Source organism: Streptomyces sp. NPDC053079, assembly GCF_044546695.1.
In the GTDB taxonomy this organism is placed as follows: Bacteria; Actinomycetota; Actinomycetes; order Streptomycetales; family Streptomycetaceae; genus Streptomyces.
This window is the reverse complement of record NZ_JBITZJ010000006.1, coordinates 1-24,983: the sequence shown is the minus strand read 5'-3', so window position 1 is coordinate 24,983 and position 24,983 is coordinate 1. Positions and strand designations below refer to the sequence as shown.

The window sequence follows — 24,983 nt, the reverse complement described above, 5'->3', positions numbered from 1 at the left end:
TAAGGGCGTTGAGATTCCGCATGGCTGACAATCACCGGAAGATCGGCACACTCTCCGTCCACCCGCTGTCCCTCGGCGGCAACGTCTTCGGCTGGACGGCGGACGAGAAGCAGTCCTTCGCCGTCCTCGACTCCTACGCGGAGGCGGGCGGCAATTTCATCGACACCGCGGACGTCTACTCGGCCTGGGCGCCGGGCAACGAGGGCGGCGAGTCCGAGACCGTCATCGGCAACTGGCTCGCCGCGCGCGGCAACCGCGACGACATCGTCGTCGCCACCAAGATCGGGCACGGCATGCCCGTACACCGCGGCCTGGCGGCGGACACCATCAAGACGGGCGTCGAGGCGTCGCTGCGCCGCCTCCGTACGGATTACATCGACCTCTACTACACGCATGTCGACGACACGTCCCAGTCGGTCGAGGACATCATCGCGACGCTGGACGGGCTGGTGAAGGAGGGCAAGGTCCGCGAGATCGCCGCCTCCAACATCTCCGCGGACCGGCTGCGGCGGTCCCTGGAGTTCTCGGACCGCTCCGGCCTCGCGAAGTATGTGGCGATCCAGCCCCACTACAACCTGGTCTCCCGCGACACCTACGAGGGCGAACTGGCGGACGTGGCCGCCGCGCACGGCCTGGCCGCGGTCCCGTACTTCGCCCTGGCCTCGGGCTTCCTCACCGGCAAGTACCGTCCGGGCACGACGGTCGACAGCGCCCGGTCGGAGGGCGCGGCCGGGCATCTGGAGTCGGAGCGGGGCCTGAAGGTCCTCGCCGCCCTGGACGAGGTGGCCGCGGCCCACGACGCCGAGCCCGCCACGGTGGCCCTGGCCTGGCTCGCGGCCCGGCCGACGGTGGCGACGCCGCTGGCGAGCGCCCGTACGGTGGAGCAGCTTCGGCCGCTGCTGGCGTTCGTGGACCTGGAGCTGACGGAGGCGGAGCTGGGACGCCTGACGGAGGCGTCGGCGTAGGGGGCGGGGGCCACAGGGGGCCAGGGAGGCGTGCCCCCTCGGCCCCTGCTTCCCCCGGTCGGTCACCCCTCGCGCCGCTCCACGGCCCAGGAGGCCAGCGCGACGGCCCCGGCGACGGCGAAGACCGAAGGCCAGGCGCCGATCTTCTTCGCCAGCGGGTGGGAGCCGGCGAACGCGGCGACGTACAGCCCGCTGAGCGCGGCGGCCGCACCGGCGCCGGCCTTCTGGTGCCACTCCTTGGCGGCCACGGCTCCGGCCGCCGCGAGCGCCACCCCACCGAGCGGCCGCTTCTTGGTCCACCGGGCCACGCCGTACCCGCCAACGAGCCCGCCGGCCGCCACGAGGGATGCCGGAATCCGTGCTCCTGCTGTCGCCATTACCGGGACCTCCGCATCAAGAGACGATCTGCCTCATGCAGGCTAACTCCGGCTGCCCGGAGGGCCGGACGCACCCTGGGACGACACCCCGGCGACTGCCATGCTGGGCGCGATGCCCTTATCGCGCGGAGGTGGTTCAAGTGAACGACGCCGGTGAGCCCGAAGAGAGCCACGAGAGCGGCGGGACCAATGAGAGTGGCGAGGCCGAGGGGCGGCGGAGTGCCGCCCTCCTGATCGAGGAGGCCCTGGGCTTCCTGTTTCCCGCCGCGCTGCGTGCGGCGGCCGAGGTGGGGGTCGCGGACCACTTGAGCGACGGCCCCCGCACGCCGGCGGACCTGGCGAAGGCGACCGGCACCGACGCGGACAACCTCCACCGCGTCCTTCGCCTGCTGGCGACCCGGGGCCTGTTCGAGGAGGACGACCAGGGCCGGTTCCGCCTGACGCGGGCCGGCGACGCGCTACGGTCCGACGCGCCCGTACCCGTCCGGTCGGCGATCCTGATGATCACGGACCGGACCATGTGGCTGCCGGCGGGGGAGATGACGCGCTGCCTGAAGGAGGGCACCTCGGCGTTCGACCGCATCTTCGGCATGCCGTTCTTCGACCACTTCACGCAGGACGCGCAGACCGCCGCGATCTTCCACGAGGGCATGGCCTCCATGTCGGACGCGGAGAACCAGCCCATCGCCGAAGCCTGCCCCTTCCCCGAAAAGGCCACGGTCGTCGTGGACGTGGGCGGCGGCCACGGCGGCCTCCTCCTCGCCGCCCTGCGCACCCACCCCGGCCTCCACGGCATCCTCTACGACCGCCCCCACGTCCTGGCGGGCCACCGCCTGGACACCCCGGAGACGAAGGGCCGCTGGTCCGTACAGGAAGGCGACTTCTTCACAGCGGCCCCACCGGGCGACGTCTACCTCCTCAAACGCATCCTCCACGACTGGGACGACACCCAATGCATGACGATCCTCAGCAACTGCCGCCGCGCGATGCGTCCGGGCGGCCGCGTCCTCGCCATCGACGCGGTCCTCCCCCAGGACAACGCCCCTCACCAGGGCAAGACGCTGGACCTGATGATGATGGCCTCCCTGGTGGGGCGTGAACGCACGGAGGCGGACTTCGCGCGTCTGTTCGCGGAGGCGGGGCTGCGGCTGACGGGGGTGGTTCCTACGGGGACGGTGCTGTCGGTGGTGGAGGGGGTGGCCTAACCGGGCAGCTGCAGGTCAAGTGGCACTGGCAGCAAGCGAATTCGCGCGACTCTTTGTGTGCGTGCTCACAATTTTGTTCGGCTGTGTGCCGAGGTGATCGCGAGTTGACAGTATTTGGCCATGGTGAACGCGTCGAAGCGGGTATCTTTTGGCACCCCGCCTGGGGTGGTTGAGGGGCAGCGGTTCAAGGGGCATGCAGAGCTCCATGCCGCAGGGGTACACCGCCAGCTCGGTAGGGGAATCTCTGGCACCGCAAGGGATGGGGTGGACTCCATCGTTCTTTCGGGCGGCTACGTCGATGACGTCTATGGAGAGTCAGAGATCATCTATACGGGTGAGGGCGGACTGGACGAAACCAGGACCCGGCACGTAGCTGATCAGTCCATGGACTCTCCAGGGAATGCTGGCCTGCTCCTCAATCGAGCCCTCGGTAACCCGGTTCGCGTGATCCGAGGGCTCGACATCAGGGGAAAGAAGCGGCGCAAGCCAACAGGGGGCTATGAGTACTGCGGCCTCTTCCGAGTTGCTGACAGCTGGATAACCATCGGGAAAGAGGGCTTTCGGGTTTGTCAGTTCAAGCTACTCAAGCTGGCGCCTGGCGAGACGGCCAAGCCTCAGCCCGTTTCTGCTGGTACTGACACGGAAACCGACTTCGAAGCCCAGGTGAGGCAGACAGTCACCTATGAACGGCTGAGGCGGGACTCGGCCGTCGTTCATGAGGTGAAGGGGCTCTATGACAATACGTGCCAAATTTGCCAGACTCGACTGGTCGTATCGCCCGACGGGGACGCGTACAGCGAGGCTGCCCACATTCAAGCCTTGGGTAAGCCTCACCATGGAGCCGACAAGATCTGGAACGTGCTCTGCCTCTGCCCGAACTGCCATGCCCGGTTCGACCGAGGAGCCCTTCAACTCACTGACGGTCTCGACGTCATCGATGGCCTAACGAACAAGTTCATCGTTGCCCTGAACCGAGTGAAGGAGCACAACATAAGGGTCGACTGCGTACGCCAACACCGGTCCCGGTGGGCTGATCGCTTGTCGAATGAGGGTGTCCCTGACGTGGACCACTAGCGATTCCTGGCCGGTCGCGCATAGCTACCACCCCTGCCCCCGCTGCCACCCCGCCCCCGTAGGCGCGCTCGGCCCTCCCGTAGGCGGCACCGGTGCCCCCCACCCCTGTACCGGTACCGCCACCGGCGCGAACGGCTGCGGTACCACCGCCGTTGCCTGGGCCAGGGCCGGCTGGGCCACGGACTTGCGGTGCCACAGGTGGTGGAGGAGTTCCTGCTCGCGGGCCGTGAAGTCGGGGGACGGGGTGCCGCGGTAGGCGCGGTGGCGGAGGAAGGCCAGGGACGTGGCGAAGGATATGTACTCCGCCACGGTGCGGGCCGCGGCCGGGCCGCCGGTGCGGCGGGCCAGGTCGCGGGCTATGCCGCGGGCGCGCATCGAGGACAGGGCCAGGGGCTCGGGCGGGGTGAGCCAGCCAGCGGCCTGGTAGGCAGGGAGGTGGGCGCGTATGGTGCGGAGCTCGTTCTGGCGGGACCAGATCGTCAGCCAGGTCAGGACGCCGAAGACCGGGACCATGAACAGCGCGTAGACGATCAGGAAGCCGCCGCCCGGCAGGCTCGCGGAGCCGTTCCACACGCCGTGCAGCAGCATCGCGGTCAGCAGGGCCAGCACCGGGATCAGTACGCGGAGCACTCGGCGGCGCTGTGGGAGCGCTGCGGCTATGCCGAAGCCCAGGCCCGTCATCGATGTGAAGAGCGGGTGCGCGAACGGCGACATCAGCACGCGGACGAAGAACGTCGCCGCCGTCGTCGACCGCAGGCCCGTGTAGCCGAAGCTCTGGTCGGAGGCGAAGGCGTTGCCGAGGTAGAGGATGTTCTCCGTGAAGGCGAAGCCCGTGGCGGTGATGCCGGCGATCACCACGCCGTCGACGATGCCGTTGAAGTCGCGCCGCCGGAAGAGGTAGAGCAGGAGCACCGCCGCGGCCTTGCCGCTCTCCTCGACGACCGGGGCGACGAACGTCGCACCCCACGTGGAGGCGTCGGCGCCCTGTGCGACGTCGACGGTGGTCAGGAGCCACTTCGTGGCGTAGCCGTTGGCCAGCAGTGAGACGAGGGTCGCCGCGCAGGAGCCCCAGGCGAAGGCGAAGGCCAGGTTCCGCCACGGTTTCGGCTCGACGCGGTCCATCCAGCGGAACGCGGCTATGAGCAGTGGCACGGGCAGCACGGCGAGGCCCAGGCCCACCAGGAAGCCCTCGGTGCCGGTCTGCTCACGGACGAGCGCGAGGATGACCAGCCCGCAGAGCGCGAGCAGCAGGACAAGGCCGCCGACGCGCACCGCCTTGTTGTCCCAGAGGGTGTCCCACAGGGCCCGACGGGGCTTGTAATGCCCGAACGTCGGCGGGAGCGGGTGCTGCGGCTGCTGGAAAGGCGGGGGCTCATGCACGCGACGACCCTAACCAAGGCGCGGACCGACCCGGGACCGTTTTCCGTCCCGCCGGCCTTGGCCGACCGTCCCAGCAGCCCGGCCCCGCCTACGCCGCGCGGCGGCGGAACAGCAGGTCGTGCACCACGTGGCCCTTGTCCAGGCCCTGGCCCTCGAACCGCGTCAGCGGGCGGAACTCCGGGCGCGGGGCGTAGCCGCCGTCGGCCTGGGTGTTCTCGAAGTACGGGCTGGCCGAGAGCACCTCGAGCATCTGCTCGGCGTAGGGCTCCCAGTCCGTCGCACAGTGCAGCAGACCGCCCGGCGCGACGCGCGTCGCGGCCAGCGCCAGGAACTCCGGCTGGATCAGCCGGCGCTTGTGGTGCCGCTTCTTCGGCCACGGGTCCGGGAAGTACACGCGGATCCCGGCGAGGGCGTCGGGGGCGAGCATCTCGCGCAGCAGGATGATCGCGTCGCCGTTCGCCACCCGGACGTTGTTCAGGCCGTTCTGCTCGGCGAGATTGAGCAGGTTGCCCTGGCCGGGGGTGTGGACGTCGCAGGCCAGGATGCCCGTGCCGGGATCGGCCGCGGCCATCTGCGCCGTGGCCTCGCCCATGCCGAAGCCGATCTCCAGGACGACCGGCAGCTTCGGGTCGCCGAACAGCTCACCGAGGTCCAGGCGGCTCAGACCGTCGATGTCCAGGCCCCACGTGGGCCACAGGCGGCGCAGTGCCTCGCCCTGCCCGGTCGTGACCCGGCTGCGGCGCGGCTGGAACGAACGGATGCGGCGCTCGTGGTGCGAGCCGGCCGGATCCGGCGCGGGGCCGTCGGGGAACATCGGCTCCCGCCGGTTACGGGCAGGAGCGGCGGGAGCGGCAGGCGCCGGTACCGGCGCCGGGCCGGTGACGGGCGTGGTGGGGGCGTGATTCTCGGACACAGTTCCTCAAGTCTACGGGCGGCCGCCGCAAAGCAGGGGGGCCGGAAATCCGGTGGGCCGATGGTGTGACCCATGGGCGTGGTGAGCCCGGCCGGTGCAGGTCACCGCTCATACGATTTTCATGGCTCGGCCCGCCGGGGCGGAACACCTCTTCCCGCGCGACGGAATCTTTCGACGGAACCCCTCAGACGGAACCTCCTATGCGACTGCGCCCAAGCCCAAGCCCAAGCTCCCGCCCCAGCCCTCCCTCTCCCCCTCGCCCCCGCCTCCGCTTCTTCACCCTCGCGCTGCGCGTGGCGGCCCTGTCCACGGCCGCCGCCGTGCTGATCGCGGGCTGCTCCCCGGCCCGTCAGCACGCCGGTGACGACGCCGCCCCGCGGAAGCGGGCCACCGCCGCCCCCACAACCCCCGCCACCCCCACCGCATGGCGCCTGATCTGGTCCGATGAATTCCGCGGGCCCGCCCACCGCCGCCCCGACCGGGCCAAGTGGGTCTTCGACCGGGGCGGGGAGCCCCAGTGGGGCAACCACGAGTGGCAGTACTACACCGACCGGCCCCGCAACGTCTCCCTCGACGGCCACGGCAGCCTCGCCATCACCGCCCGCCACGAGAGGGTGCGCAGCAGGTTCTGCAGGTTCGGGCCCTGCGACATCACCTCGGCGCGGATCAAGACCAAGGGGAAGTTCGCCCGGGCCTACGGACGCTTCGAGGCCCGCATCAAGATCCCCCGGGGACGGGGGCTGTGGCCCGCCTTCTGGATGCTCGGCGCGAACTCCGACAAGGTCACCTGGCCCGGCAACGGCGAGATCGACGTCATGGAGGCCCTTGGCCGACAGCCCGGCATGGTGCACGGCACCATCCACGGCCCCGGCTACGTCGCGCAGGGCATCGAGACGCACACCGCCCTGCCCAGCGGCAGAAGCCTCTCCGACGGCTTCCACACCTACCGCGTCGACTGGATGCCGGGCACGATCACCTGGTACCTCGACGGCAAGCCCTACGGCACCGCCCACTCCGGGCAGCTCAAGCGCGGGCAGAAGTGGGTGTTCGACCACCCCCACTACCTTCTCCTCAACCTCGCGGTAGGCGGCGACTGGCCCGGCCCGCCCGACGCCTCCACCCCCTTCCCCTCGCGCATGCTGGTCGACTACGTGCGCGTCTACGCCCCAGGGTCCCCAGGGCGCTGACCCGGGAACCGGCCCCACGGCCCACAGCCCACAAGCCCACGGCCCGCCCCCGCGCCCCCGCTCTACGCCAAGCCCGCCAGCACTCTGCGTGCCACCTCCCGGCCGATCGGCAGCGATGCCGTCGCGGCCGGCGAGGGCGCGTTGAGCACATGCACCATCCGCGGCGACTCCGCGAACAGGAAGTCGTCCACCAGCGTCCCGTCCCGCAGCACCGCCTGCGCCCGCACCCCCGCCGGCGCGGGTATCAGGTCCTCCTCCCGCACGTGCGGCAGCAGCCGCCGCACCGCCGCCGTGAAGGCCGCCTTGGACAGCGAGCGCCGCACCTCGCCCGCCCCGTACCGCCAGTGGCGCCGGGCTATCCGCCAGCTGCCCGGGAACGCCACCGTCCCCGCCAGCTCCGCCGGCCGCACCGTGCCCCAGTCGTACCCCTCCCGCGCCAGCGCCGGCACCGCGTTCGGACCCACGTGGACCGAGCCGTCGATGCCCCGGGTGAGATGGACCCCGAGGAAGGGGAAGGCCGGGTCGGGCACCGGATAGACCAGACCGCGCACCAGATCCGTACGGTCGGCGGCCAGCTCGAAGTACTCACCCCGGAAGGGCACGATCCGCATCTGGGGGTCGTCGCCGGCCAGCCGCGCCACATGATCGCTGTACAGCCCCGCGCAGTTGACCAGAGCCCGGCCCCGCACCACCTCGCCCCGCGCCGTGCGCACCGCGACGACCGCACCCCGCCGCCCGACGGTCCGCACCTCCGCGCCGTACCGCACCGAGGCCCCGGCGTCCTCCGCCAGCCGCGCCAGCCGCGCCGCCACCGCGCCGTAGTCGCACACCCCCGTCGTGCCGACGTGGATGGCGCCGATGCCGCGCACCTCGGGTTCGTACTCCGCTATCTGCGCCGGGCCCAGCTCCCGCACCGGAATGCCGTTCTCCCGGCCGCGCTGCACCAGGGCGTGCAGCCGGGGCAGCTCGCCGCGGTCGGTGGCGACGATCAGCTTGCCGGTCACCTCGTGCGGCAGCCCGTACTCGGCGCAGAACTTCACCATCTCCGCCGCGCCCCGCACCGCGAACCGCGCCTTGAGCGACCCCGGCGTGTAGTAGATCCCGCTGTGGATCACACCGCTGTTCCGCCCGGTCTGATGGCGGGCCGGGCCGTCCTCCTTCTCCAGCACCACGACGCGCGTACCCGGCGCGGCACGCGTGAGGGCGTACGCCGTCGACAGGCCCACGATCCCGCCCCCGACCACCAGCACATCGCAGTCGTACGTCGCCATCACGTCACCTCCCCGCGCACGCGCAGCCGCGCCCCGCCCTCGCCGGACTCACCCTCAGCGCCTCACCCACGGATCCCATCATGACCTGTACCACTGACAACGGGATGCCGGATGGAATCACGCCTGATCACAAGATTGATCACAGTGGTCGATCGCAGTGGTCGATCACAGCGAGGAGCTCGCTCACGCCGGGGCGACGAGCAGCGGGCGGGCCCGCTCGCGCAGCTCCACCACCCGGGGCTCGTTCCCGTACGGCTCCAGCCGGTGCAGCAGATCGCGTACGTACTCGGTCGTACGGGCCGACGAGATCCGTCCCGCGACCTCCACCGCCCGCGCCCCCGCCGCGCACGCCGCGTCCAGGTTCCCCGACTCCAGCTCGGCCACCGCCGACACCACCAGCCGCAGGCCGTGCGAGCGTACGAACTCCTCCGTCGGCCGGGCCAGTGCCTGCTCCGTGAAGCGCTGTACCTGCCGTGGCATCCGCAGATCGCGGTAGCACTCGGCCGCGTCGGCCGCGAACCGCTCATGGCTGTAGAAATCCAGCCACGACGGGTCGGCGTCGCCCGGACGGGCCCGCTCCAGCCACCCCTCGGCCGCCTTGAGCGCCGCACCGCAGGCCGGCGCATCCCCCGCCTTCGCCTGCGCACGCGCCTCGACCAGCCGGAAGAAGCTCATCGTGCGGGCCGTCGCCAGGCCGCGATTGCGCTCCAGGGCCGCCTGGGCGAGGTCCACCCCCTCGTCCGCGTAGCCCCGGTACGTGGCCTGCAGGCTCATCGACGCCAGGACGTACCCGCCCAGCGGGACGTCCGCCGCCGCACGGGCCAGCCGCAGCGCCTGGATGTAGTAGCGCTGGGCCGCCTCCTGCTGACCGGTGTCGAAGGCCATCCACCCCGCCAGCCGTGTCAGTTCGGCCGTCGCACCGAACAGCGCACGCCCCACCTCGTCGCTGTACGAACCCAGCAGCAATGGCGCCGCGTCGACGCGCAGACACTCGGGGACCATCGACGAACGCCAGTCGCCGCCACCGTACTTGGAGTCCCAGCGGCGGGCGTCGTCGGCGGCTTCCCGCAGCTTGGTCACATCGCTGTGGCCGACACGCTGCGCTAAGCCCGCGTCCGGACCGCCGCCACCCGCTGTCCCGCCGCCACCCGCCGCCCCAGGGCTCTGGGCCGCCCCGGAGCCGTTCGCGCCCGCCCCGGGCCCGCCCGGGGCCTCCCGGGCCGCCTGCAGCGGTTCACGCGCCACCGAGCTGTCGGCGGGGGTTATCAGCCAACGCGACGCCGGCGTGGAGTACGCGCTGACGGAGAAGGATCCGGCCAGACTCTGCCAGATGCCCCCACCCCCGCGCCGACCGGCCAGATCCAGCCGGTAGAGCTCCGTCGCGGACCGCACCGCCTGGCCGACATCGCGCGGAAAGGAGAGCCCGACCTCCGGCGCCGGATCGGCGTCCGCCAGCCCGATCTCGTGCAGCGGCACCGGACGCCCCAGCTTCGCCGCTATGGCCGCCGCGATCAGATGCGGGGCGGCCCCCTGCGGCACCATGCCCTTGGACACCCACCGGGCGACCGAGGTCTTGTCGTAGCGAAGGGTCAATCCCCGCTGCGCACCGAGGTCGTTGACCCTGCGCGCGAGACCGGCGTTGCTGATCCCTGCGAGGGCGAGGACAGTGCCCAGCTTCTCGTTCGGCCCGCGTGGCTCCCTGGACATGAGCACCCCTCGACAACACGACGCCCGCCCCGGCATAGGCACGAGGCATTCGTAAACCCAGCGTAGTTCGCCGCATCCCGACCGTTAAGAGGCGATGTCCCGGATGGCGAGATTCTGGTCTGTATGTGCGTGCATTGAGGGGCACGTGCTCCGGTTGAGTGTGGCCGTGCGCCCACCGTGCGCTCTGTCCGCGCCAACCCGGCCGGCGGTTCCATGGAGGAGCGTGGGTCGGCCCGCTGTACTGGATCCAGTGGGCTGGGGGAAGCCGCCGCCTCATTCCCCGCGGGCGGCGGAACGGTCCGGGAGGTGGCTCGCGCCTCCCGGACTGTGACATCGCGGGGCCTGTAAGGGCGCCTCCTTCAGTCGCTCCGACGCCTTCAACCTTCAGCGGCCCTGCCGTAAGCGGACGCCCGTATTTTGGCCGGATCCGGCCGTAAGGCCCGGACCGGGACATGCGCCGAGGGGGACGGATGGGGCGGTCGGGCCCCTTTGGCCGGCGCTCGACGCACGTCACGAACCCACTGCCCGAGGTCCCGTACGAACCGTGACGAAACGCCACCTTCCGCAGTTGTGAAGTGAGTTGGCGGCCCCGACGCCGCAATCATGTGCTGCTGCCGGATGTCGCAACCGACGTCCCGCTGTGCATGATGACTGCTACCTGATGACAGCCACCGGTTGGTTGTCCACAGCCTGTGGAGGCGGCGATGCGCTGGTTGGTGGGGTGGAGCTGCGCCGCCGCCGGAACCCGCCCCGATGCGCGAGGCGCAGGCGCGACGGCCGGGGCAGGCGGGACGGACGCGACAGGTGTGCCGGGCGCGCCGGGCGCGTCCAGCGCGACAGGTGCATACGACACACCAGGCACACCAGGCATGCCCGGCACACCAGGCGCACACGGCACCACAGGCCAGGGACCCCCCACCGTCCACCCCGTCGGCGCCCGGCTCCTATGGGGCGACCCCGCCCCCCTGTGGGCCGTCGGGGACTGGCGCCCCGACGAAGTACGCGTCATCCGCGCCGACCCGCGCGCCGACTCCCGTGCCGCTTCCCGCCCCGACTCCACCACCCGCCTCGCCGTACTCGGCCGCTGCGGCGCGAGCGACGACGCCCTGCGCGCCGGCCTCCTCGCGGCACGCGGCGGAGCACTGCGCCACCTCACCGCCTGGCCCGGCAGCTACACCGCCGTCGCCCAGGTCGGCCGCCGCCTGACCATCGCCGGAGACCTCGCCGGAGCCCGGCCCGTCTTCCACACGGCGTGGTCCGGCGGCACCGCCTACGCCACGGCCGCACTGCCCCTCGCCGACCTCGTCGAGGCCCAGCTCGACATCGGATACCTCGCCGCACTGCTCGCGTGCCCCGACTCACCCGAAGCGCTCGCCGACGCCACCCCGTACAGGGGAGTCCGACGCGTGCCGCCCGGCCACGCGCTGGTGCTGCGCGACGGCGCACGCGACATCACCGGCTACGAACCCACGACCTCGCTCGCCGTCGCAGCGCCCCAACTCGACGCGACACAAGCCGTCGAGGACGTACGCGACGCCCTGGTCGAGGCCGTACGCACCCGGCTCACCGCCCCCCGCCACGTGACGCAGCACGGGCCGCCCGGCCCCGGGCCCGTACCCGGCAGCGGCCCGTACCGGCAGCGCGGCGCCCACGCAGGCCCCGCCCCCGGCGTCGGCGCGGACCTCTCCGGAGGCAGCGCGTCCGGCACCCTGGCGCTCCTGGCGGCCGGCCTGCCGGGCATCCCGGGCACGCCCGTCGGGCTCGGCACGGCGGCGGGGGAGCGGCTGCTTGCCGTCACGTTCAACGACCTCGCGGCCGGCGGCGGCCGCGCCCGCGAATCCGAACTCGAACGGGCCCGCGCCATCGCCGCCAACCCCCGCCTGCACCACGTCATCGTCGCGGCGGGAGCGGAAGCGCTGCCGTACGCCTACCTGAACAGCGGGCCGCTCACCGACGAACCCGGCCCCGCCATCGTCGCCGCCGCCCGGCACCGGCGACGCCTGGCCGCAGGCAGCGCCGACCACTTCGTCGGACACGGCGCCCGCCAGGTCCTGGACGCCCATCCGGCGCGCCTCGCCGACCTGCTGATGGACCGCCGGCGACGGTTCCTCCTGCGCCCCGTCTCCGCTCTGGCGCGGGCCGACGGCTCCTCGGCGCACTCGCTGTTCGTCCCCTTCACGGTCTACCGGGCAGCGCGCCGACTGGCCCGCACGACGTACCGGGAAGGTCTGGAGGAGACCGCGGCAAGGCTGCTGGGGCCCGGGTTCGGCACGGCGGAGGCCGGGGCCGTGGACGCCTCCCTGGCGGCGCTCACCTGGTGCAGGCCCGGGCCCGCCGCGCGGTGGCTCACGGGCGAGGCGCTCGCTGAAGTATCGGTTCGCCTGCAGGCCGCGGCCGTCCGGCCGACGGGACTGCCGCAACGCCCGGGCGAACGGCGCGCAGCCGCCGCCCTCAGCCGCCACGCGGCGGACCACCGCGTCTTCGAACAAGTCGCCGAGGCCCATGGCCAACGCCTGCACGCCCCCTTCCTCGACAACGAGGTCGTACGAGCCTGCCGCGCCCTCCCCGAGACGCTCCGCGTCCAGCCGGGGGCGCGCGCATCCGTCCTGCGCGCCGTCCTGACCGGCGCGGGCATCCGCGAACTGCCACCCGGCTGGGGCGCCCCCTCCCACGCCTCCCACGCCGCGGAAGCACGAGCGGGCCTCAGAGCAGCGCTGCCGACGCTGACGGACCTCTTCGACGCACCGCTTCTCGCCGACGTCGGCCTGGTCGAGGCCGGCGTCGTACGGGACGCACTGCGCGCCGCCGCCGAAGGAGCCCCCGTTCCCCTGGACGGGCTCGCCGAACTCGTTGCGACCGAGGTCTGGCTGCGCCGCCTGCTCGCCCGCCGAGGTACGTGCTGGACGGGCACGGGCACGGGCACAGGCGCGGCCGCGGCCTCGCGCCAATGGGCGGTGGCGGGCGGGGCACCGGCATGGCCCAGCCTGTGACTGTCCAGCTGGTGCCCACTGGCACGAGCCGGCGGAGCCCTACGAGCCGGAGGCCCGGCCCTCCTCGCAGCTGATGCGGGACATCGCCCAGTCCGCGACCGCCACACGGTCGGCGGGGGAGCGAGGTTCCACGACCAGCCGGAGCGTCCTGCGGCCCGACAGGGGCGCGTGCACGGGGACGGCGGGCCGGCCGCCGCGCACCAGGCCCGAGCTCCACAGGCGGCTGCCGTCCGCATAGACGGAGAAGGTGACCGCGCCGAGGCCGAGAGACATGTCGTCCACGCCGACCACCGCGTCGTAGGACGTGCAGGAACGGTTCAGGTCGATCGTCACCGACGACGAGGCATGGGCGCTGACGCCGTGCCGGTATGTCGTGCCGCCCACCCGCAGCCCGTACCGCTGCCACAGCCAGCTGCTGCCGCCCAGCCGTACCTCCGGCTCCGTGCCGTCACCGATACGGCCGTACTCCAGCTCGTTGAGCTGGTAGACCGTCGACGTGCGGGGAGGGGGCGGGGGAGTGGGCCGGGGCGTGGTGGGTGCCGGGCTCGGCGTGGGCGGGGGAACGGCGGTGGGCGTGGCCCGGCTCGCCGACGGCTGCGGCTCCGGGGATCGCGGGGTGGGCGACGCGCTGGCGCTCGGCGTCGGACTCGGCGTCGGCTTCGGGGACGCCGGCTTCGCGGCCAGCGCCGGTGCCATGGTCGGGGCCGGTGACGCGGTCAGGCTCGCCCTCGGCTTCGGGACGGGCGCCGGTACGACCGGGGCCGCCGTGGTCCTGGCCGCCCGCGGTCTTTCGTGCGGCGCGGGCGCACCGGCCGCGAGGGCGTACGCGATGACGGCCCCCGCCGCGGCCAGGGCCCCCGCCGCGAGCCCGACCTTCGCCGGCACCCCCAGCCCCTCGCCCACCACCGAAGCGGACCCGGACCCGGAGCCCGCCGAAGCGGAGCCGGCAGAAGCGGAAGCAGCCCCGGGGGCCGCCCCCGCCCCCCCGCCCCCCACCCCTCCCGCTACCGCACCCGCTCCGGCCCCCGCCGCCCCCGCGGCAAGGCCGGTCACTGCCTTGACCGACCACCCGGCGGCGAACCACCCGATGACCGCCGCCGGCAGCAGCGTGCGCAGCCGCTCGTTGACGTCGGCGATCTCGAGCGCCGCCGACCGGCACCTCGCACAGGTCTCGAGGTGCTTGCGCATCCCACGCTCGGCCCGGGTGCGCAGCCTGCCGCGCGCATAGGCGCCCAGCCGGTCCGCGTACCGCGCACAGTCCCCGCCGGACGTCAGCGAGGTGCTGACATGGGCCTGCAGATAGGCCTGCTTCAGCCCTTCCCGGGCCCGGTGCGCCAGCACCGCGGTGGCGTTGGCGCTCAGCCCGAGCAGTGGTGCGACCTCGCTCGGTGATTCCTCCTCCACGGTCGTGTGCCACAGAACCGTCTGCCACCGCTCGGGCAGGCTCCGGAACGCCTGCACGGCCAGTGACTCCTCGGCCTCCTGCATCGCCCGCACGTCCGCGCCCAGGCCGAGCGTGTCGTCATCGGCCGCCACGGAAGGAGCCGCCGCCGAGGTGGCGAAGACCGCGAAGTCCTCGACCAGTTGCTCACGCCTGGCCGTCTTGCCCCAGGCCGCCGCGACCCGCCGCACGGTGGTCAGCAGATACGCCCGTACCGCCGAGTCCGGGCCCGCGCCGCGCCGTACCGCCTGCAGGGTGGTGGTGAAGACCTCGTTGGTCAGATCCTCGGCGGTGTGGTCGTCACGGCAGCAGGTACGGGCGTACCGGCGCACCGCGTCGGCATGCCGCCGGTACAGCTCCTCGTACGCGTCACTGCTCTCGCCCCCGCGCAGCCGGGTGACCAGCTCGAGGTCGGACGGTGGCGCATCCGGGTCGTCCTGCACATCGGCATCATCGGTCGGCTCACCGCCACCGGTACAGGGGTCGGAGCCGACGGGAACGCCGGACCCACCCGTGTCCGGGCCCGCCCGGCCGCCGTCCCGCTGCTGCGGCACCCCCGTGTCGAGGGTGCCGCTCCACAGTTCCAGCGGGTCGGATTGGAAGGACTCGAATGGATCGACATCCTCGAAGGAATGGTCAGCCGGGGCGCCGGAGGGAAGACCGGGTGGTCCTCCCTGACCGGGCACCCTGTGCTGCGGCGGAGGTTCGTCCGTCTCATCGCTCCCGCGCGGTTCTTCCCGCCCGTCAACGCCCATAGCGCAGGCTCCCCGTACACGCCGGCACACTCGAATACCGGCCAGCGTGGCACACGGGAATGCGCCAGGATCACTGCACGAACGGCAACCACTCGTCCGGGTTCCGTTCGCAAGGCGGAGCACGGGTGGTCACACGAAAGGATGAGGCTTACCGAATGCCTGCCCGTTTCCGGGGCAGCCGCAGCACGGTTCCTTCGGGGTGGCCTACTCCACCGGGCGTGAGCGCAGGCCTTCCAGCAGGATGTCGAGCAGCCGCGAGGAAGCCGCAGCCTGCTGCGCCGCGTCGGGCAGCGACGGCGCCGCCGTCGCTATCACCAGCAGCACGTCCGCGACCGTCACGTCCGCGCGCAACTGCCCGGCCGACCGTGCGCGGTCCACCAGCCGGCCCACGACCTCCAGCAGTGCTGCCGCGCCCGCGTCGTCCCGCTCGTCCACGGCCGTCGGTCGCTGTTCGACCAGCCGCAGTTCGTGCAGCTGACCGCCGGCGACACCCGGCTGCCGCTGCTGCGGCACCCGAGCCCGGTCGGGCACCTGGGCCTGGACCCGGTGCTCCTCGGACTCGCCCTCGACGCCGACGCGCAGCACCTGCGGCGGCAGCAGCCGGCCCGCGCCCGACGCGACGGAGGTGCGCAGGAACCGGGACAGCGCCGACCACGGCTCGTCCTCCTGCCCCAGCGCCGTCCGCGCCTGCTCGGTCAGCCGTGCCGTCTCCTCCTCGGCTATGCGCCGGACCAGCACGTCCTTGCTGGGGAAGCGGCGGTAGACCGTCCCCACACCCACCCGGGCCCGGCGCGCCACGTCCTCCATCGGCGCCCCGTACCCCAGCTCGCCGAAGACCTCGCGAGCCGCCCGCAGCACATGTTCCAGATTGCGCTGAGCATCCACGCGCAACGGCGTATTACGGCCACCAGCGCCGTCAGACGTCGTCGCGACAGCGGCAGACCAATGAGAGCCCTGAATGTGCATACGTTCCCCCGGTTATGACGTCTCCCCCCGGAGACTCCCCGCCCTGACTGCCGGGGCGTGTCTCGACACCCCGACGGAGTACGAACATAGTTGAGCCCAGGTCAAGAAAGAAGGGGGTAGCTCCGCACAGGCCACCCCCGATTGGAGTACAGGCCTGATCCCCCTTGATTCTGCACCACCTCACCACCCCTGCGCATCCCGTCTGACCTGCGCGCCTTCTCTCCGGAACGTCATCTTCAACACGGACGGATCAGCTCCGCGACCGGTCATACATTTCGCTCGGCCTGTGGACAAACCATTGATGGCGATGCGTCATGGGAAGGAGCTGTGCCACAACGCGAGGACGACGCGCGGACAACAGCCAGGAGGAAGGGGCTTTGGTGAACCGACCGGCGCGGGAAGGGCAGGAGGAACAGAAGGCGCGGGAGGATCGCGAGCAACACAGGGATCGCGAGCCACGGAAGGACGGTGCGGAACAAGCCGCTCCCGCCCGCACCCCCGACCCCGGCAGCACCCCCACCCCCGCCCGTACCCCCGCACCCGCCCCCGAGGCCGCACCTACGGCCGACGCGGGCAACGCCCCCGGCCCCGTACGCATCCTGATCGTCGGCGGCGGTTACGTCGGGATGTACACCGCCCTCCACCTCCAGCGGAAACTCAGGCGGGGCGAGGCCGACATCCTGGTCGTCGCCCCCGAGCCGTACATGACCTACCAGCCCTTCCTCCCCGAGGCCGCCGCCGGCTCCATCTCGCCCCGGCACGTCGTCGTCCCGCTGCGCCGCACCCTGGACGAGTGCGAGGTCCTCACCGGCGAGGTCACCTCCCTCGACCACGCCAAACGCACCGCCAGGGTCAAGACCCTCGCCACCGAGGAAGAGGGCACCGGCCCCATCGAGCTGCACTACGACGAACTGGTCATCGCCCCGGGATCGGTCTCCCGCACCCTCCCTGCCCCCGGCCTCGCCGACCACGGCATCGGCTTCAAGACGGTCGAGGAGGCCATCGGCCTGCGCAACCACGTCCTCGAACAGATGGACATCGCCTCCTCCACCCGCGACCCCGAAGTCCGCGACGCCGCCCTCACCTTCGTCTTCGTCGGCGGCGGCTACGCGGGCGTCGAAGCGCTGGCCGAGCTGGAGGACATGGCCCGCTACGCCTCCCGCTACTACCACAACATCGAACCCGAGGATCTGAAGTTCATCCTGGTCGAGGCCACCGGCCGCATCCTCCCCGAAGTGGGAGAGGAGATGGGCCAGTACGCGATCCGCGAACTGCGCGGCCGCAACATCGACGTACGCCTCGACACGCGCCTCGACTCCTGCGAGAACCGCGTCGCCGTGCTCAGCGACGGCTCGCGCTTCCCCACCCGTACGCTCGTATGGACCGCCGGCGTCAAACCGCACCCCGTCCTCGCCGCCACCGACCTGCCGCTCGACGAACGCGGGCGGATCACGTGCACGGCGGCCCTGCGCGTGGACGGCGTCGAGCACGCCTGGGCGGCGGGGGACGCGGCCGCCGTCCCGGACGTCACCGCCGACGAACCCGGCACGACCTGCGCCCCCAACGCCCAGCACGCCGTCCGCCAGGCCAAGGTCCTCGCCCGGAACCTCATCGCCTCCCTGCGCGGCGGCGAACCGCGCGACTACCGGCACAAGTACGTCGGCTCGGTCGCCTCCCTGGGCTTCCACCAAGGCGTCGCACACGTGTACGGCAAGAAGCTCAAGGGCTACCCCGCATGGCTCATGCACCGCGCCTACCACCTCAGCCGGGTGCCCACCTTCAACCGCAAGGCCCGCGTCCTGGCCGAATGGACCCTCGCCGGACTGTTCAAACGCGAGATCGTCTCGCTCGGCTCGCTGGAAAACCCCCGGGCCGAATTCGAACTCGCCGCCGGTACGGGACGTCACCCGGAAGCGAGTTGAAGCAGGTCGCAGGCCCGCACCGGGCCCCGGGACACCCGCATCGGACACGGCGTCTGACGGATGTCAGTCCGGTCGGCCACACTGGTCGTGTGACCATGAGTGGGCTGGTATCTGCGAAGAGTAACAATCATGAGGATTCGGACGTTTGCTGCATTCTCCCGGGCCGGCCCCCACACCGCCCAACGCGCCCCCCTGCAGGACGCGCGGCTCCGCCACCCCACATCGCCGAGCTGATCCGGAACGACTCCGCGAGGTAATCCTCAGTGAACTTCACCCGCTGGAGCGCCCGGCTCCCCGGCACACAGCGCCGAGCAGCGGCACGCGCCGGCCGCACCTCCCCCGCCACCCCACCCCAGCCCACCACCCCGGACGCGACCGCCGCCGGTGCGAGCACCGCAGCCGGCCCGGGCATCGGATCCGTGCCCGCCGCACGCGCCGAGAGCCCCCCGCCCCCCGACGCCGAGCCCGCGCCCGTCCCCAGCCTCGACGGGCTCTCCGCCCATGACGTCCTGGGCAAGATCCCGGCCCTCGCCGCCGTCGTCTACGGCCCCGACCACCGCATCGCCTACGTCAACGACGCCTACGCCGCCCTCTTCGGCCCCCGCCCGCCCGGCACCCCCGCCCGCGACGCCCTCCCCGAGCTCGAAGCCCTCGGCCTGCTCCCCCTGATGGACCAGGTCCTGCGCAGCGGCAAACCCCGCACGGTCAAGTCCCGCCGCGTCACCGTCCCCGCCACCGCCGACCACGGCCGGCACGGCTACTACACCTTCACCTGCTCCCCGATCGACGTCGGTGAGAGCACCGGCGCCCAGCGCGGCGTCCTCGTCTTCGCCGCCGACGTCACCGACCAGGTCGAAGCGGCCGAGCGACTGCGCGCCAGCGAACGCCGCCAGCGCGAAGCCGCCGTCACCCTCCAGCGCAGCCTGCTCCCCCAAGAGCTGGAACAACCCGACGACCTACGGGTCGCCGCCACCTACCAGCCCGGCGGCAAGGACACCGCCGTCGGCGGCGACTGGTACGACGTCATCACCCTCGGCGCCGGCCGCACCGCCCTCGTCATCGGCGACGTCATGGGCCGCGGCGTACGCGCCGCCGCCGTCATGGGCCAGCTGCGCACGGCCGTACGGGCCTACGCCCGCCTCGACCTGCCGCCCCACGAAGTCCTGCAACTCCTCGACGGCCTCGCCGCCGAAATCGACGCCACCCAGATCGCCACCTGCGTCTACGCCGTCCACGACCCCAACGAGGGCCGCCTCGTCTACGCCTCCGCGGGCCACCTGCCCATCCTCGTCCGCGACCCAGACGGCACCGTCCGCCGCGCCGCCGAACCCACCGGCCCCCCGCTCGGCACCGGCGGCTGGCTGCACACCTCCGCCACCATGCCCCTCGTACCCGGCTCCAGCGCCGTCCTCTATACGGACGGCCTCGTCGAACGGCGCGACGAGGATATCGACGAAGGCGTCGCCGCCCTCGAGCGCGCCTTCGCCGGCGCGACCGGCTCACCCCAGGTCATGTGCGACCGCCTCATCCGTGCCCTCGGCGTCACCCAGGACCACGACGACGACGTCGCCCTCCTCGTACTCCAGCACCCCGCCCGCACCGGCCACGACGCCGAGCTCTTCCACAACGCCGCACTCGAGCTCCTCGGCGGAGTAGAAGCAGCACCGCGCGCCCGCGCCTTCGCCTCGGGCGTCCTCGCCAGCTGGCGCTTCCCCACCGAGCTCCGCGACCTGGGCGTCCTGGCCACGAGCGAGCTGGTGGCCAATTCCCTCCAGCACGGCACACCACCCATGCGGCTGCGCCTGCGCCGCACCGACCGCCGCCTGATCATCGAGGTCACCGACGGCGACGACCACCTCCCGCGCCGCCGCCGCGCCGAACCGGCCGACGAAGCCGGCCGCGGCATCTCGATCATCGCCACCATCGCCTCGTCATGGGGCTCACGCCGCACACCCGGCGGCGGCAAGGCGGTCTGGTGCGAATTCGCCCTTCCGGCGGCACACGGATAGGGACGGATGGCGACGGATGGGGAACGGAGAAGGGCCCGGGCCAGAAGTCACGACTTCAGGCCCGGGCCCTTCTCCCCCCTATACCTACTTCTACGCGCCCGGGCTCACGCCGCTACGGGCACGCGCTCGCCGGCCTCGGCGGCAGCCCCGGCAGCATTGACCTTGGCCGTCGCCTTGGCCACGGCCTCGGTGCGCCGCGCCCGGGCAACGAGCGGATTGTCCTGCTCCAGCGTGAGGCGGCGACCCAGCCGCAGCGCCAGCACCGAGATGCCGAGCGAGCAGACGACCAGCACCAGGATGTACGCGACGTACATGCCCGCCCCCGCCATCAGACCGCCCGCCGCCGGACCCACGGCCAGCGCCAGCTGCTTCACCAGGGCGAAGGCCGAGTTGTACTGGCCCACCAGCCGCGCCGGCGCCAGGTCCGCCACCAGCGGAGCCATCGTCGGCGACAGCATCGACTCACCGATACCGAAGAGCGCATAGGTGGAGATCAGCAGCGCGGTCGCCACACCGTGCGCCCCCGGCACCAGACCCGAGACCCCGGCCGCGATCCACGCCGCCGCCCAGATCAGCCCGACCAGCGCGATGACCCGGCTCCGCCGGCGCCGCTCGACCAGCTTCAGGACGACGAACTGAGCGAGGACGATCGCCGCGGTGTTCGCCGCGAGGGCGATGCCGAGCGTCGCGGGCGAAATCCTGGTGACCTCCACGGCGAAGGCCGCGAGCCCCGACTCGAACTGTCCGTAGCAGGCGAAGAACATCACGAAGCCCAGCACACACAGCTGCACCATGGCCCGGTCACCCAGCAGCGTCCGCCACCCGCGAGCAGCCGACGGATCCGTCGGAACCGCATCCTCGACCTTCGGCGCCCGGGGCAGCCGCACGGTCGCGACCGCCGCACCCAGCACCAGGAACATCACCGACTCGATCGCGAAGAGCCGCACGAAGCTCGACGGGTTCGAGGTGTCCACCAGCTGGCCGCCCAGCAGACCGCCGACGCCCAGACCCAGGTTGTTGAGGAAGAACTGCATCGCGAACGCCCGCGAACGGGTCGTCGGCGTCGAACACCACACGATCATCGTCGCCAGCGACGGCTGGATGACCGCTATACCCGCACCCAGCGCGGCCGCCGCAGCGACGACCAGCCACTGGCTGCTCGCGAGCCCCATCCCCAGCGAACCCACGGCGGCCGCGACCGTACCCGCGACGGCAACAGGCAGCGGACCCCGCCGGTCGATGAACCGACCGATGAAAGGCAGCACGACGAGCGCGGCCACGGCGAACGTCGCCAGCACGATCCCCGCCGTGCTCGCGCCGAGGTCCCGCACCTGCGCCACATAGACGAACAGGAACGGAACCGTGAAGCCGCTGCCGAACGCGCTCAGCGCGTTGCCCAACTGGATCCGACGCAGTGCTGCGCCCATCGCGGTGGTCACACTCACCCCTTGAACTTGAAGACTTCGAACCTAAACTTCGAAGCTAAACAGTACATGGTGAAGGGCTTTAGCGCGAATGGTTTCTGTCATACTGCCGCTCATGGCTGACACCCCCGAGCCGTCCGAGCTGAGCCTCGACGAGCAGATCGCCGCCTACCAGCGCGAATTCCAGGGCCTCGACCCCCAGGTCGAGCGCGTGGTCTCGGCCCTCAGCCGCCTCAACCGACGCATGAACGTCGCGTACGGGCGCCAGACCGCCGAGCTCGGCATAAGCAACGCCGAGTGGGAGGTCCTGAAGGCCCTCGTCCTCGCCGGCGACCCCTACCGCCTGGGCCCCGGCGAGCTCGCCAAGCGGCTCGGCCTCACCCCCGCCGCCATGACCCACCGGATCGACCGCATGGTCACGGAGGGCCTGGTCACCCGCGAGCGCGACGAGAACAACCGCGTGCGCGTGATCGTCGGCATTACGGAGGAGGGGCGCGCCAAGTGGCTGGAGGGCCTGCGCATGGCCACGGTCTTCGAGGAGGAACTGCTCCAGGACCTCTCCGGCGAGGAGCGCGGACAGCTCGGCGCGATGCTCACCCGCCTGCTCCGCCGTGTGGAAGAGGCCCAGCCGGATGCCGGCGGGCGCCTCAACGACCTCGACTGACGGACCGCCAGGCCCGGGTTGACACGGGTACGGCGCATCCGTAGTGTTCTCCGAGTTGTCACGGAGCCGTAAGGCTTCCGGGGCGGCCACTCGAGTCGCATCGGCGGCAATCACCACTGCACGGTCCCTGAACGGGAAGTATTTCGGCGTGCCGGAATACGGAACGGGATGGCTCGGGACTCCGATTAGGAGTCGCCGGGGAAATCCGCTAAAGTAGTGATCACGCCGGAAGGCGCGAGAAACCCCGCTCCAACAGGGGGCCGGAAACGGAATTCGGACCGGAAACGGACTGGAAAACGGATCTGGTAAGGTTGGAAACACGAAATACCGAAGGGAAGCGCCCGGAGGAAAGCCCGAGAGGGTGAGTACAAAGGAAGCGTCCGTTCCTTGAGAACTCAACAGCGTGCCAAAAGTCAACGCCAGACTATAAAATACCCCGTCCCTGGTCCGTAAGGATCGGGACGCGGTTCCTTTGAAAGTCCTGCCGGTCCTTCGGGACGGGTAGGCAAACACACAGCGAGGACGCTGTGAACGACCGGGCCTATTCCGCCTGGTTGTTCCGCTCAACGCGAGTGTGCACCGGATTACCGGTAAACATTCACGGAGAGTTTGATCCTGGCTCAGGACGAACGCTGGCGGCGTGCTTAACACATGCAAGTCGAACGATGAAGCCCTTCGGGGTGGATTAGTGGCGAACGGGTGAGTAACACGTGGGCAATCTGCCCTTCACTCTGGGACAAGCCCTGGAAACGGGGTCTAATACCGGATACGACCTGCCGAGGCATCTCGGTGGGTGGAAAGCTCCGGCGGTGAAGGATGAGCCCGCGGCCTATCAGCTTGTTGGTGGGGTAATGGCCTACCAAGGCGACGACGGGTAGCCGGCCTGAGAGGGCGACCGGCCACACTGGGACTGAGACACGGCCCAGACTCCTACGGGAGGCAGCAGTGGGGAATATTGCACAATGGGCGAAAGCCTGATGCAGCGACGCCGCGTGAGGGATGACGGCCTTCGGGTTGTAAACCTCTTTCAGCAGGGAAGAAGCGAGAGTGACGGTACCTGCAGAAGAAGCGCCGGCTAACTACGTGCCAGCAGCCGCGGTAATACGTAGGGCGCAAGCGTTGTCCGGAATTATTGGGCGTAAAGAGCTCGTAGGCGGCTTGTTGCGTCGGATGTGAAAGCCCGGGGCTTAACCCCGGGTCTGCATTCGATACGGGCAGGCTAGAGTGTGGTAGGGGAGATCGGAATTCCTGGTGTAGCGGTGAAATGCGCAGATATCAGGAGGAACACCGGTGGCGAAGGCGGATCTCTGGGCCATTACTGACGCTGAGGAGCGAAAGCGTGGGGAGCGAACAGGATTAGATACCCTGGTAGTCCACGCCGTAAACGTTGGGAACTAGGTGTTGGCGACATTCCACGTCGTCGGTGCCGCAGCTAACGCATTAAGTTCCCCGCCTGGGGAGTACGGCCGCAAGGCTAAAACTCAAAGGAATTGACGGGGGCCCGCACAAGCAGCGGAGCATGTGGCTTAATTCGACGCAACGCGAAGAACCTTACCAAGGCTTGACATATACCGGAAACGGCCAGAGATGGTCGCCCCCTTGTGGTCGGTATACAGGTGGTGCATGGCTGTCGTCAGCTCGTGTCGTGAGATGTTGGGTTAAGTCCCGCAACGAGCGCAACCCTTGTTCTGTGTTGCCAGCATGCCCTTCGGGGTGATGGGGACTCACAGGAGACTGCCGGGGTCAACTCGGAGGAAGGTGGGGACGACGTCAAGTCATCATGCCCCTTATGTCTTGGGCTGCACACGTGCTACAATGGCCGGTACAATGAGCTGCGATGCCGTGAGGTGGAGCGAATCTCAAAAAGCCGGTCTCAGTTCGGATTGGGGTCTGCAACTCGACCCCATGAAGTTGGAGTTGCTAGTAATCGCAGATCAGCATTGCTGCGGTGAATACGTTCCCGGGCCTTGTACACACCGCCCGTCACGTCACGAAAGTCGGTAACACCCGAAGCCGGTGGCCCAACCCTTGTGGAGGGAGCCGTCGAAGGTGGGACTGGCGATTGGGACGAAGTCGTAACAAGGTAGCCGTACCGGAAGGTGCGGCTGGATCACCTCCTTTCTAAGGAGCACATAGCCGACTGCGAGCGAATGACTCGCACGGTTGCTCATGGGTGGAACGTTGACTATTCGGCACAGTTTTGAGGGATCGCTAGTACTGCTTCGGCGTGGAACGTGAATCTTGAAAGGCTGGGTCGGGCACGCTGTTGGGTATCTGAGGGTACGGAACGTAAGTTTCGAACCTTCGCGATGCCGGCCCCAGTGCACTCGATGCGGTTAGCGTCGGGGTGATGGGTGGCTGGTCGTTGCTTGAGAACTGCACAGTGGACGCGAGCATCTGTGGCCAAGTTTTTAAGGGCGCACGGTGGATGCCTTGGCACCAGGAACCGATGAAGGACGTGGGAGGCCGCGATAGGCCCCGGGGAGCTGTCAACCGAGCTTTGATCCGGGGGTGTCCGAATGGGGAAACCCGGCAGTCGTCATGGGCTGTCACCCGCTGCTGAACACATAGGCAGTGTGGAGGGAACGCGGGGAAGTGAAACATCTCAGTACCCGCAGGAAGAGAAAACAACCGTGATTCCGGGAGTAGTGGCGAGCGAAACTGGATGAGGCCAAACCGTATGTGTGTGATACCCGGCAGGGGTTGCGCATGCGGGGTTGTGGGATCTCTTTT

At 70.6% G+C, this 24,983-nt stretch carries 16 protein-coding genes and 2 rRNA genes; 10 read left to right on the top strand and 8 right to left on the bottom strand.

Going from position 1 to position 24,983, the window contains the following annotated elements:
- Positions 1-20: 20 nt before the first annotated feature.
- Positions 21-965 carry an aldo/keto reductase gene (locus tag ACIGXW_RS22300; protein WP_399574691.1) on the top strand — a complete coding sequence of 315 codons (945 nt, stop codon included), beginning with the start codon at positions 21-23 and terminating at the stop codon, positions 963-965.
- 62 nt (positions 966-1,027) lie between these two features.
- Here the strand turns inward: ACIGXW_RS22300 and ACIGXW_RS22295 are convergent, their stop codons facing one another.
- Positions 1,028-1,342, bottom strand: coding sequence for a hypothetical protein (locus tag ACIGXW_RS22295; RefSeq protein ID WP_360913312.1), 315 nt, complete (start codon positions 1,340-1,342; stop codon positions 1,028-1,030).
- Positions 1,343-1,482: 140 nt separating this feature from the next.
- On the opposite strand from ACIGXW_RS22295, the gene ACIGXW_RS22290 reads away from it, so the two are divergent.
- Together ACIGXW_RS22290 and ACIGXW_RS22285 are read left to right on the top strand one after the other, a co-directional pair.
- Positions 1,483-2,547: a methyltransferase gene (locus tag ACIGXW_RS22290; protein ID WP_399574689.1), complete on the top strand. Its 1,065-nt coding sequence runs from the start codon at positions 1,483-1,485 to the stop codon at positions 2,545-2,547.
- A gap of 120 nt (positions 2,548-2,667) precedes the next feature.
- On the top strand, positions 2,668-3,621 hold the full coding sequence (locus ACIGXW_RS22285) for a YDG/SRA domain-containing protein (RefSeq protein ID WP_399574688.1): 954 nt from the start codon (positions 2,668-2,670) through the stop codon (positions 3,619-3,621).
- Positions 3,622-3,645: 24 nt separating this feature from the next.
- Here the strand turns inward: ACIGXW_RS22285 and ACIGXW_RS22280 are convergent, their stop codons facing one another.
- Positions 3,646-5,001, bottom strand: a complete 1,356-nt coding sequence (locus ACIGXW_RS22280) for a PrsW family intramembrane metalloprotease (protein ID WP_399574687.1) — start codon at positions 4,999-5,001, stop codon at positions 3,646-3,648.
- A gap of 88 nt (positions 5,002-5,089) precedes the next feature.
- Positions 5,090-5,914 carry a tRNA (guanosine(46)-N7)-methyltransferase TrmB gene (trmB, locus tag ACIGXW_RS22275; RefSeq protein ID WP_360913318.1) on the bottom strand — a complete coding sequence of 275 codons (825 nt, stop codon included), beginning with the start codon at positions 5,912-5,914 and terminating at the stop codon, positions 5,090-5,092.
- A gap of 293 nt (positions 5,915-6,207) precedes the next feature.
- Between trmB and ACIGXW_RS22270 the strand changes: the two genes are divergently transcribed.
- On the top strand, positions 6,208-7,101 hold the full coding sequence (locus tag ACIGXW_RS22270; protein ID WP_399574685.1) for a glycoside hydrolase family 16 protein: 894 nt from the start codon (positions 6,208-6,210) through the stop codon (positions 7,099-7,101).
- A gap of 62 nt (positions 7,102-7,163) precedes the next feature.
- Here the strand turns inward: ACIGXW_RS22270 and lhgO are convergent, their stop codons facing one another.
- Complete coding sequence (gene lhgO / locus ACIGXW_RS22265) at positions 7,164-8,372, bottom strand: L-2-hydroxyglutarate oxidase (protein ID WP_399574683.1); 1,209 nt, start codon at positions 8,370-8,372, stop codon at positions 7,164-7,166.
- Positions 8,373-8,555: 183 nt separating this feature from the next.
- The gene (locus ACIGXW_RS22260) at positions 8,556-10,079 is read right to left on the bottom strand and encodes an MFS transporter (RefSeq protein ID WP_399574681.1); all 1,524 of its coding nucleotides are present in this window, start codon (positions 10,077-10,079) and stop codon (positions 8,556-8,558) included.
- A 704-nt stretch (positions 10,080-10,783) separates the two neighbouring features.
- On the opposite strand from ACIGXW_RS22260, the gene ACIGXW_RS22255 reads away from it, so the two are divergent.
- A complete protein-coding gene (locus tag ACIGXW_RS22255) occupies positions 10,784-13,069 on the top strand; it encodes an asparagine synthase-related protein (protein WP_399574679.1) in 2,286 nt (761 codons plus the stop codon).
- Positions 13,070-13,108: 39 nt separating this feature from the next.
- Here the strand turns inward: ACIGXW_RS22255 and ACIGXW_RS22250 are convergent, their stop codons facing one another.
- On the bottom strand, positions 13,109-15,265 hold the full coding sequence (locus ACIGXW_RS22250; protein WP_399574678.1) for a sigma-70 family RNA polymerase sigma factor: 2,157 nt from the start codon (positions 15,263-15,265) through the stop codon (positions 13,109-13,111).
- Between the two features lie 204 nt (positions 15,266-15,469).
- Entirely contained in the window at positions 15,470-16,231 is a 762-nt protein-coding gene (locus tag ACIGXW_RS22245) for a helix-turn-helix domain-containing protein (RefSeq protein ID WP_071965715.1), read from the bottom strand.
- Positions 16,232-16,857: 626 nt separating this feature from the next.
- On the opposite strand from ACIGXW_RS22245, the gene ACIGXW_RS22240 reads away from it, so the two are divergent.
- Positions 16,858-18,153 (top strand): NAD(P)/FAD-dependent oxidoreductase, encoded by a 1,296-nt coding sequence (locus ACIGXW_RS22240; protein ID WP_399575108.1) that lies wholly within the window; start codon positions 16,858-16,860, stop codon positions 18,151-18,153.
- Between the two features lie 263 nt (positions 18,154-18,416).
- Entirely contained in the window at positions 18,417-20,162 is a 1,746-nt protein-coding gene (locus tag ACIGXW_RS22235; RefSeq protein WP_399574676.1) for a SpoIIE family protein phosphatase, read from the top strand.
- Between the two features lie 104 nt (positions 20,163-20,266).
- Here the strand turns inward: ACIGXW_RS22235 and ACIGXW_RS22230 are convergent, their stop codons facing one another.
- The gene (locus ACIGXW_RS22230; protein WP_399574674.1) at positions 20,267-21,601 is read right to left on the bottom strand and encodes an MFS transporter; all 1,335 of its coding nucleotides are present in this window, start codon (positions 21,599-21,601) and stop codon (positions 20,267-20,269) included.
- Positions 21,602-21,701: 100 nt separating this feature from the next.
- Between ACIGXW_RS22230 and ACIGXW_RS22225 the strand changes: the two genes are divergently transcribed.
- The 3 genes from ACIGXW_RS22225 to ACIGXW_RS22215 form a co-directional block, all read left to right on the top strand.
- Positions 21,702-22,250 (top strand): MarR family transcriptional regulator, encoded by a 549-nt coding sequence (locus ACIGXW_RS22225; protein WP_071965546.1) that lies wholly within the window; start codon positions 21,702-21,704, stop codon positions 22,248-22,250.
- Positions 22,251-22,847: 597 nt separating this feature from the next.
- Positions 22,848-24,371 (top strand): 16S ribosomal RNA (locus tag ACIGXW_RS22220).
- A 280-nt stretch (positions 24,372-24,651) separates the two neighbouring features.
- Positions 24,652-24,983 (top strand): 23S ribosomal RNA (locus ACIGXW_RS22215); the annotation flags it as partial.

Excerpts from the sequence above, each read along its gene's own strand:
- ACIGXW_RS22240 (WP_399575108.1), top strand. The coding sequence starts at position 16,858 with ATGTACACCGCCCTCCACCTCCAGCGGAAACTCAGGCGGGGCGAGGCC.
- ACIGXW_RS22260 (WP_399574681.1), bottom strand. The coding sequence starts at position 10,079 with ATGTCCAGGGAGCCACGCGGGCCGAACGAGAAGCTGGGCACTGTCCTC.
- ACIGXW_RS22245 (WP_071965715.1), bottom strand. The coding sequence starts at position 16,231 with ATGCACATTCAGGGCTCTCATTGGTCTGCCGCTGTCGCGACGACGTCT.
- ACIGXW_RS22285 (WP_399574688.1), top strand. The coding sequence starts at position 2,668 with ATGGTGAACGCGTCGAAGCGGGTATCTTTTGGCACCCCGCCTGGGGTG.
- lhgO (WP_399574683.1), bottom strand. The coding sequence starts at position 8,372 with ATGGCGACGTACGACTGCGATGTGCTGGTGGTCGGGGGCGGGATCGTG.
- ACIGXW_RS22255 (WP_399574679.1), top strand. The coding sequence starts at position 10,784 with ATGCGCTGGTTGGTGGGGTGGAGCTGCGCCGCCGCCGGAACCCGCCCC.
- ACIGXW_RS22300 (WP_399574691.1), top strand. The coding sequence starts at position 21 with ATGGCTGACAATCACCGGAAGATCGGCACACTCTCCGTCCACCCGCTG.
- ACIGXW_RS22295 (WP_360913312.1), bottom strand. The coding sequence starts at position 1,342 with ATGGCGACAGCAGGAGCACGGATTCCGGCATCCCTCGTGGCGGCCGGC.
- ACIGXW_RS22250 (WP_399574678.1), bottom strand. The coding sequence starts at position 15,265 with ATGGGCGTTGACGGGCGGGAAGAACCGCGCGGGAGCGATGAGACGGAC.
- ACIGXW_RS22225 (WP_071965546.1), top strand. The coding sequence starts at position 21,702 with ATGGCTGACACCCCCGAGCCGTCCGAGCTGAGCCTCGACGAGCAGATC.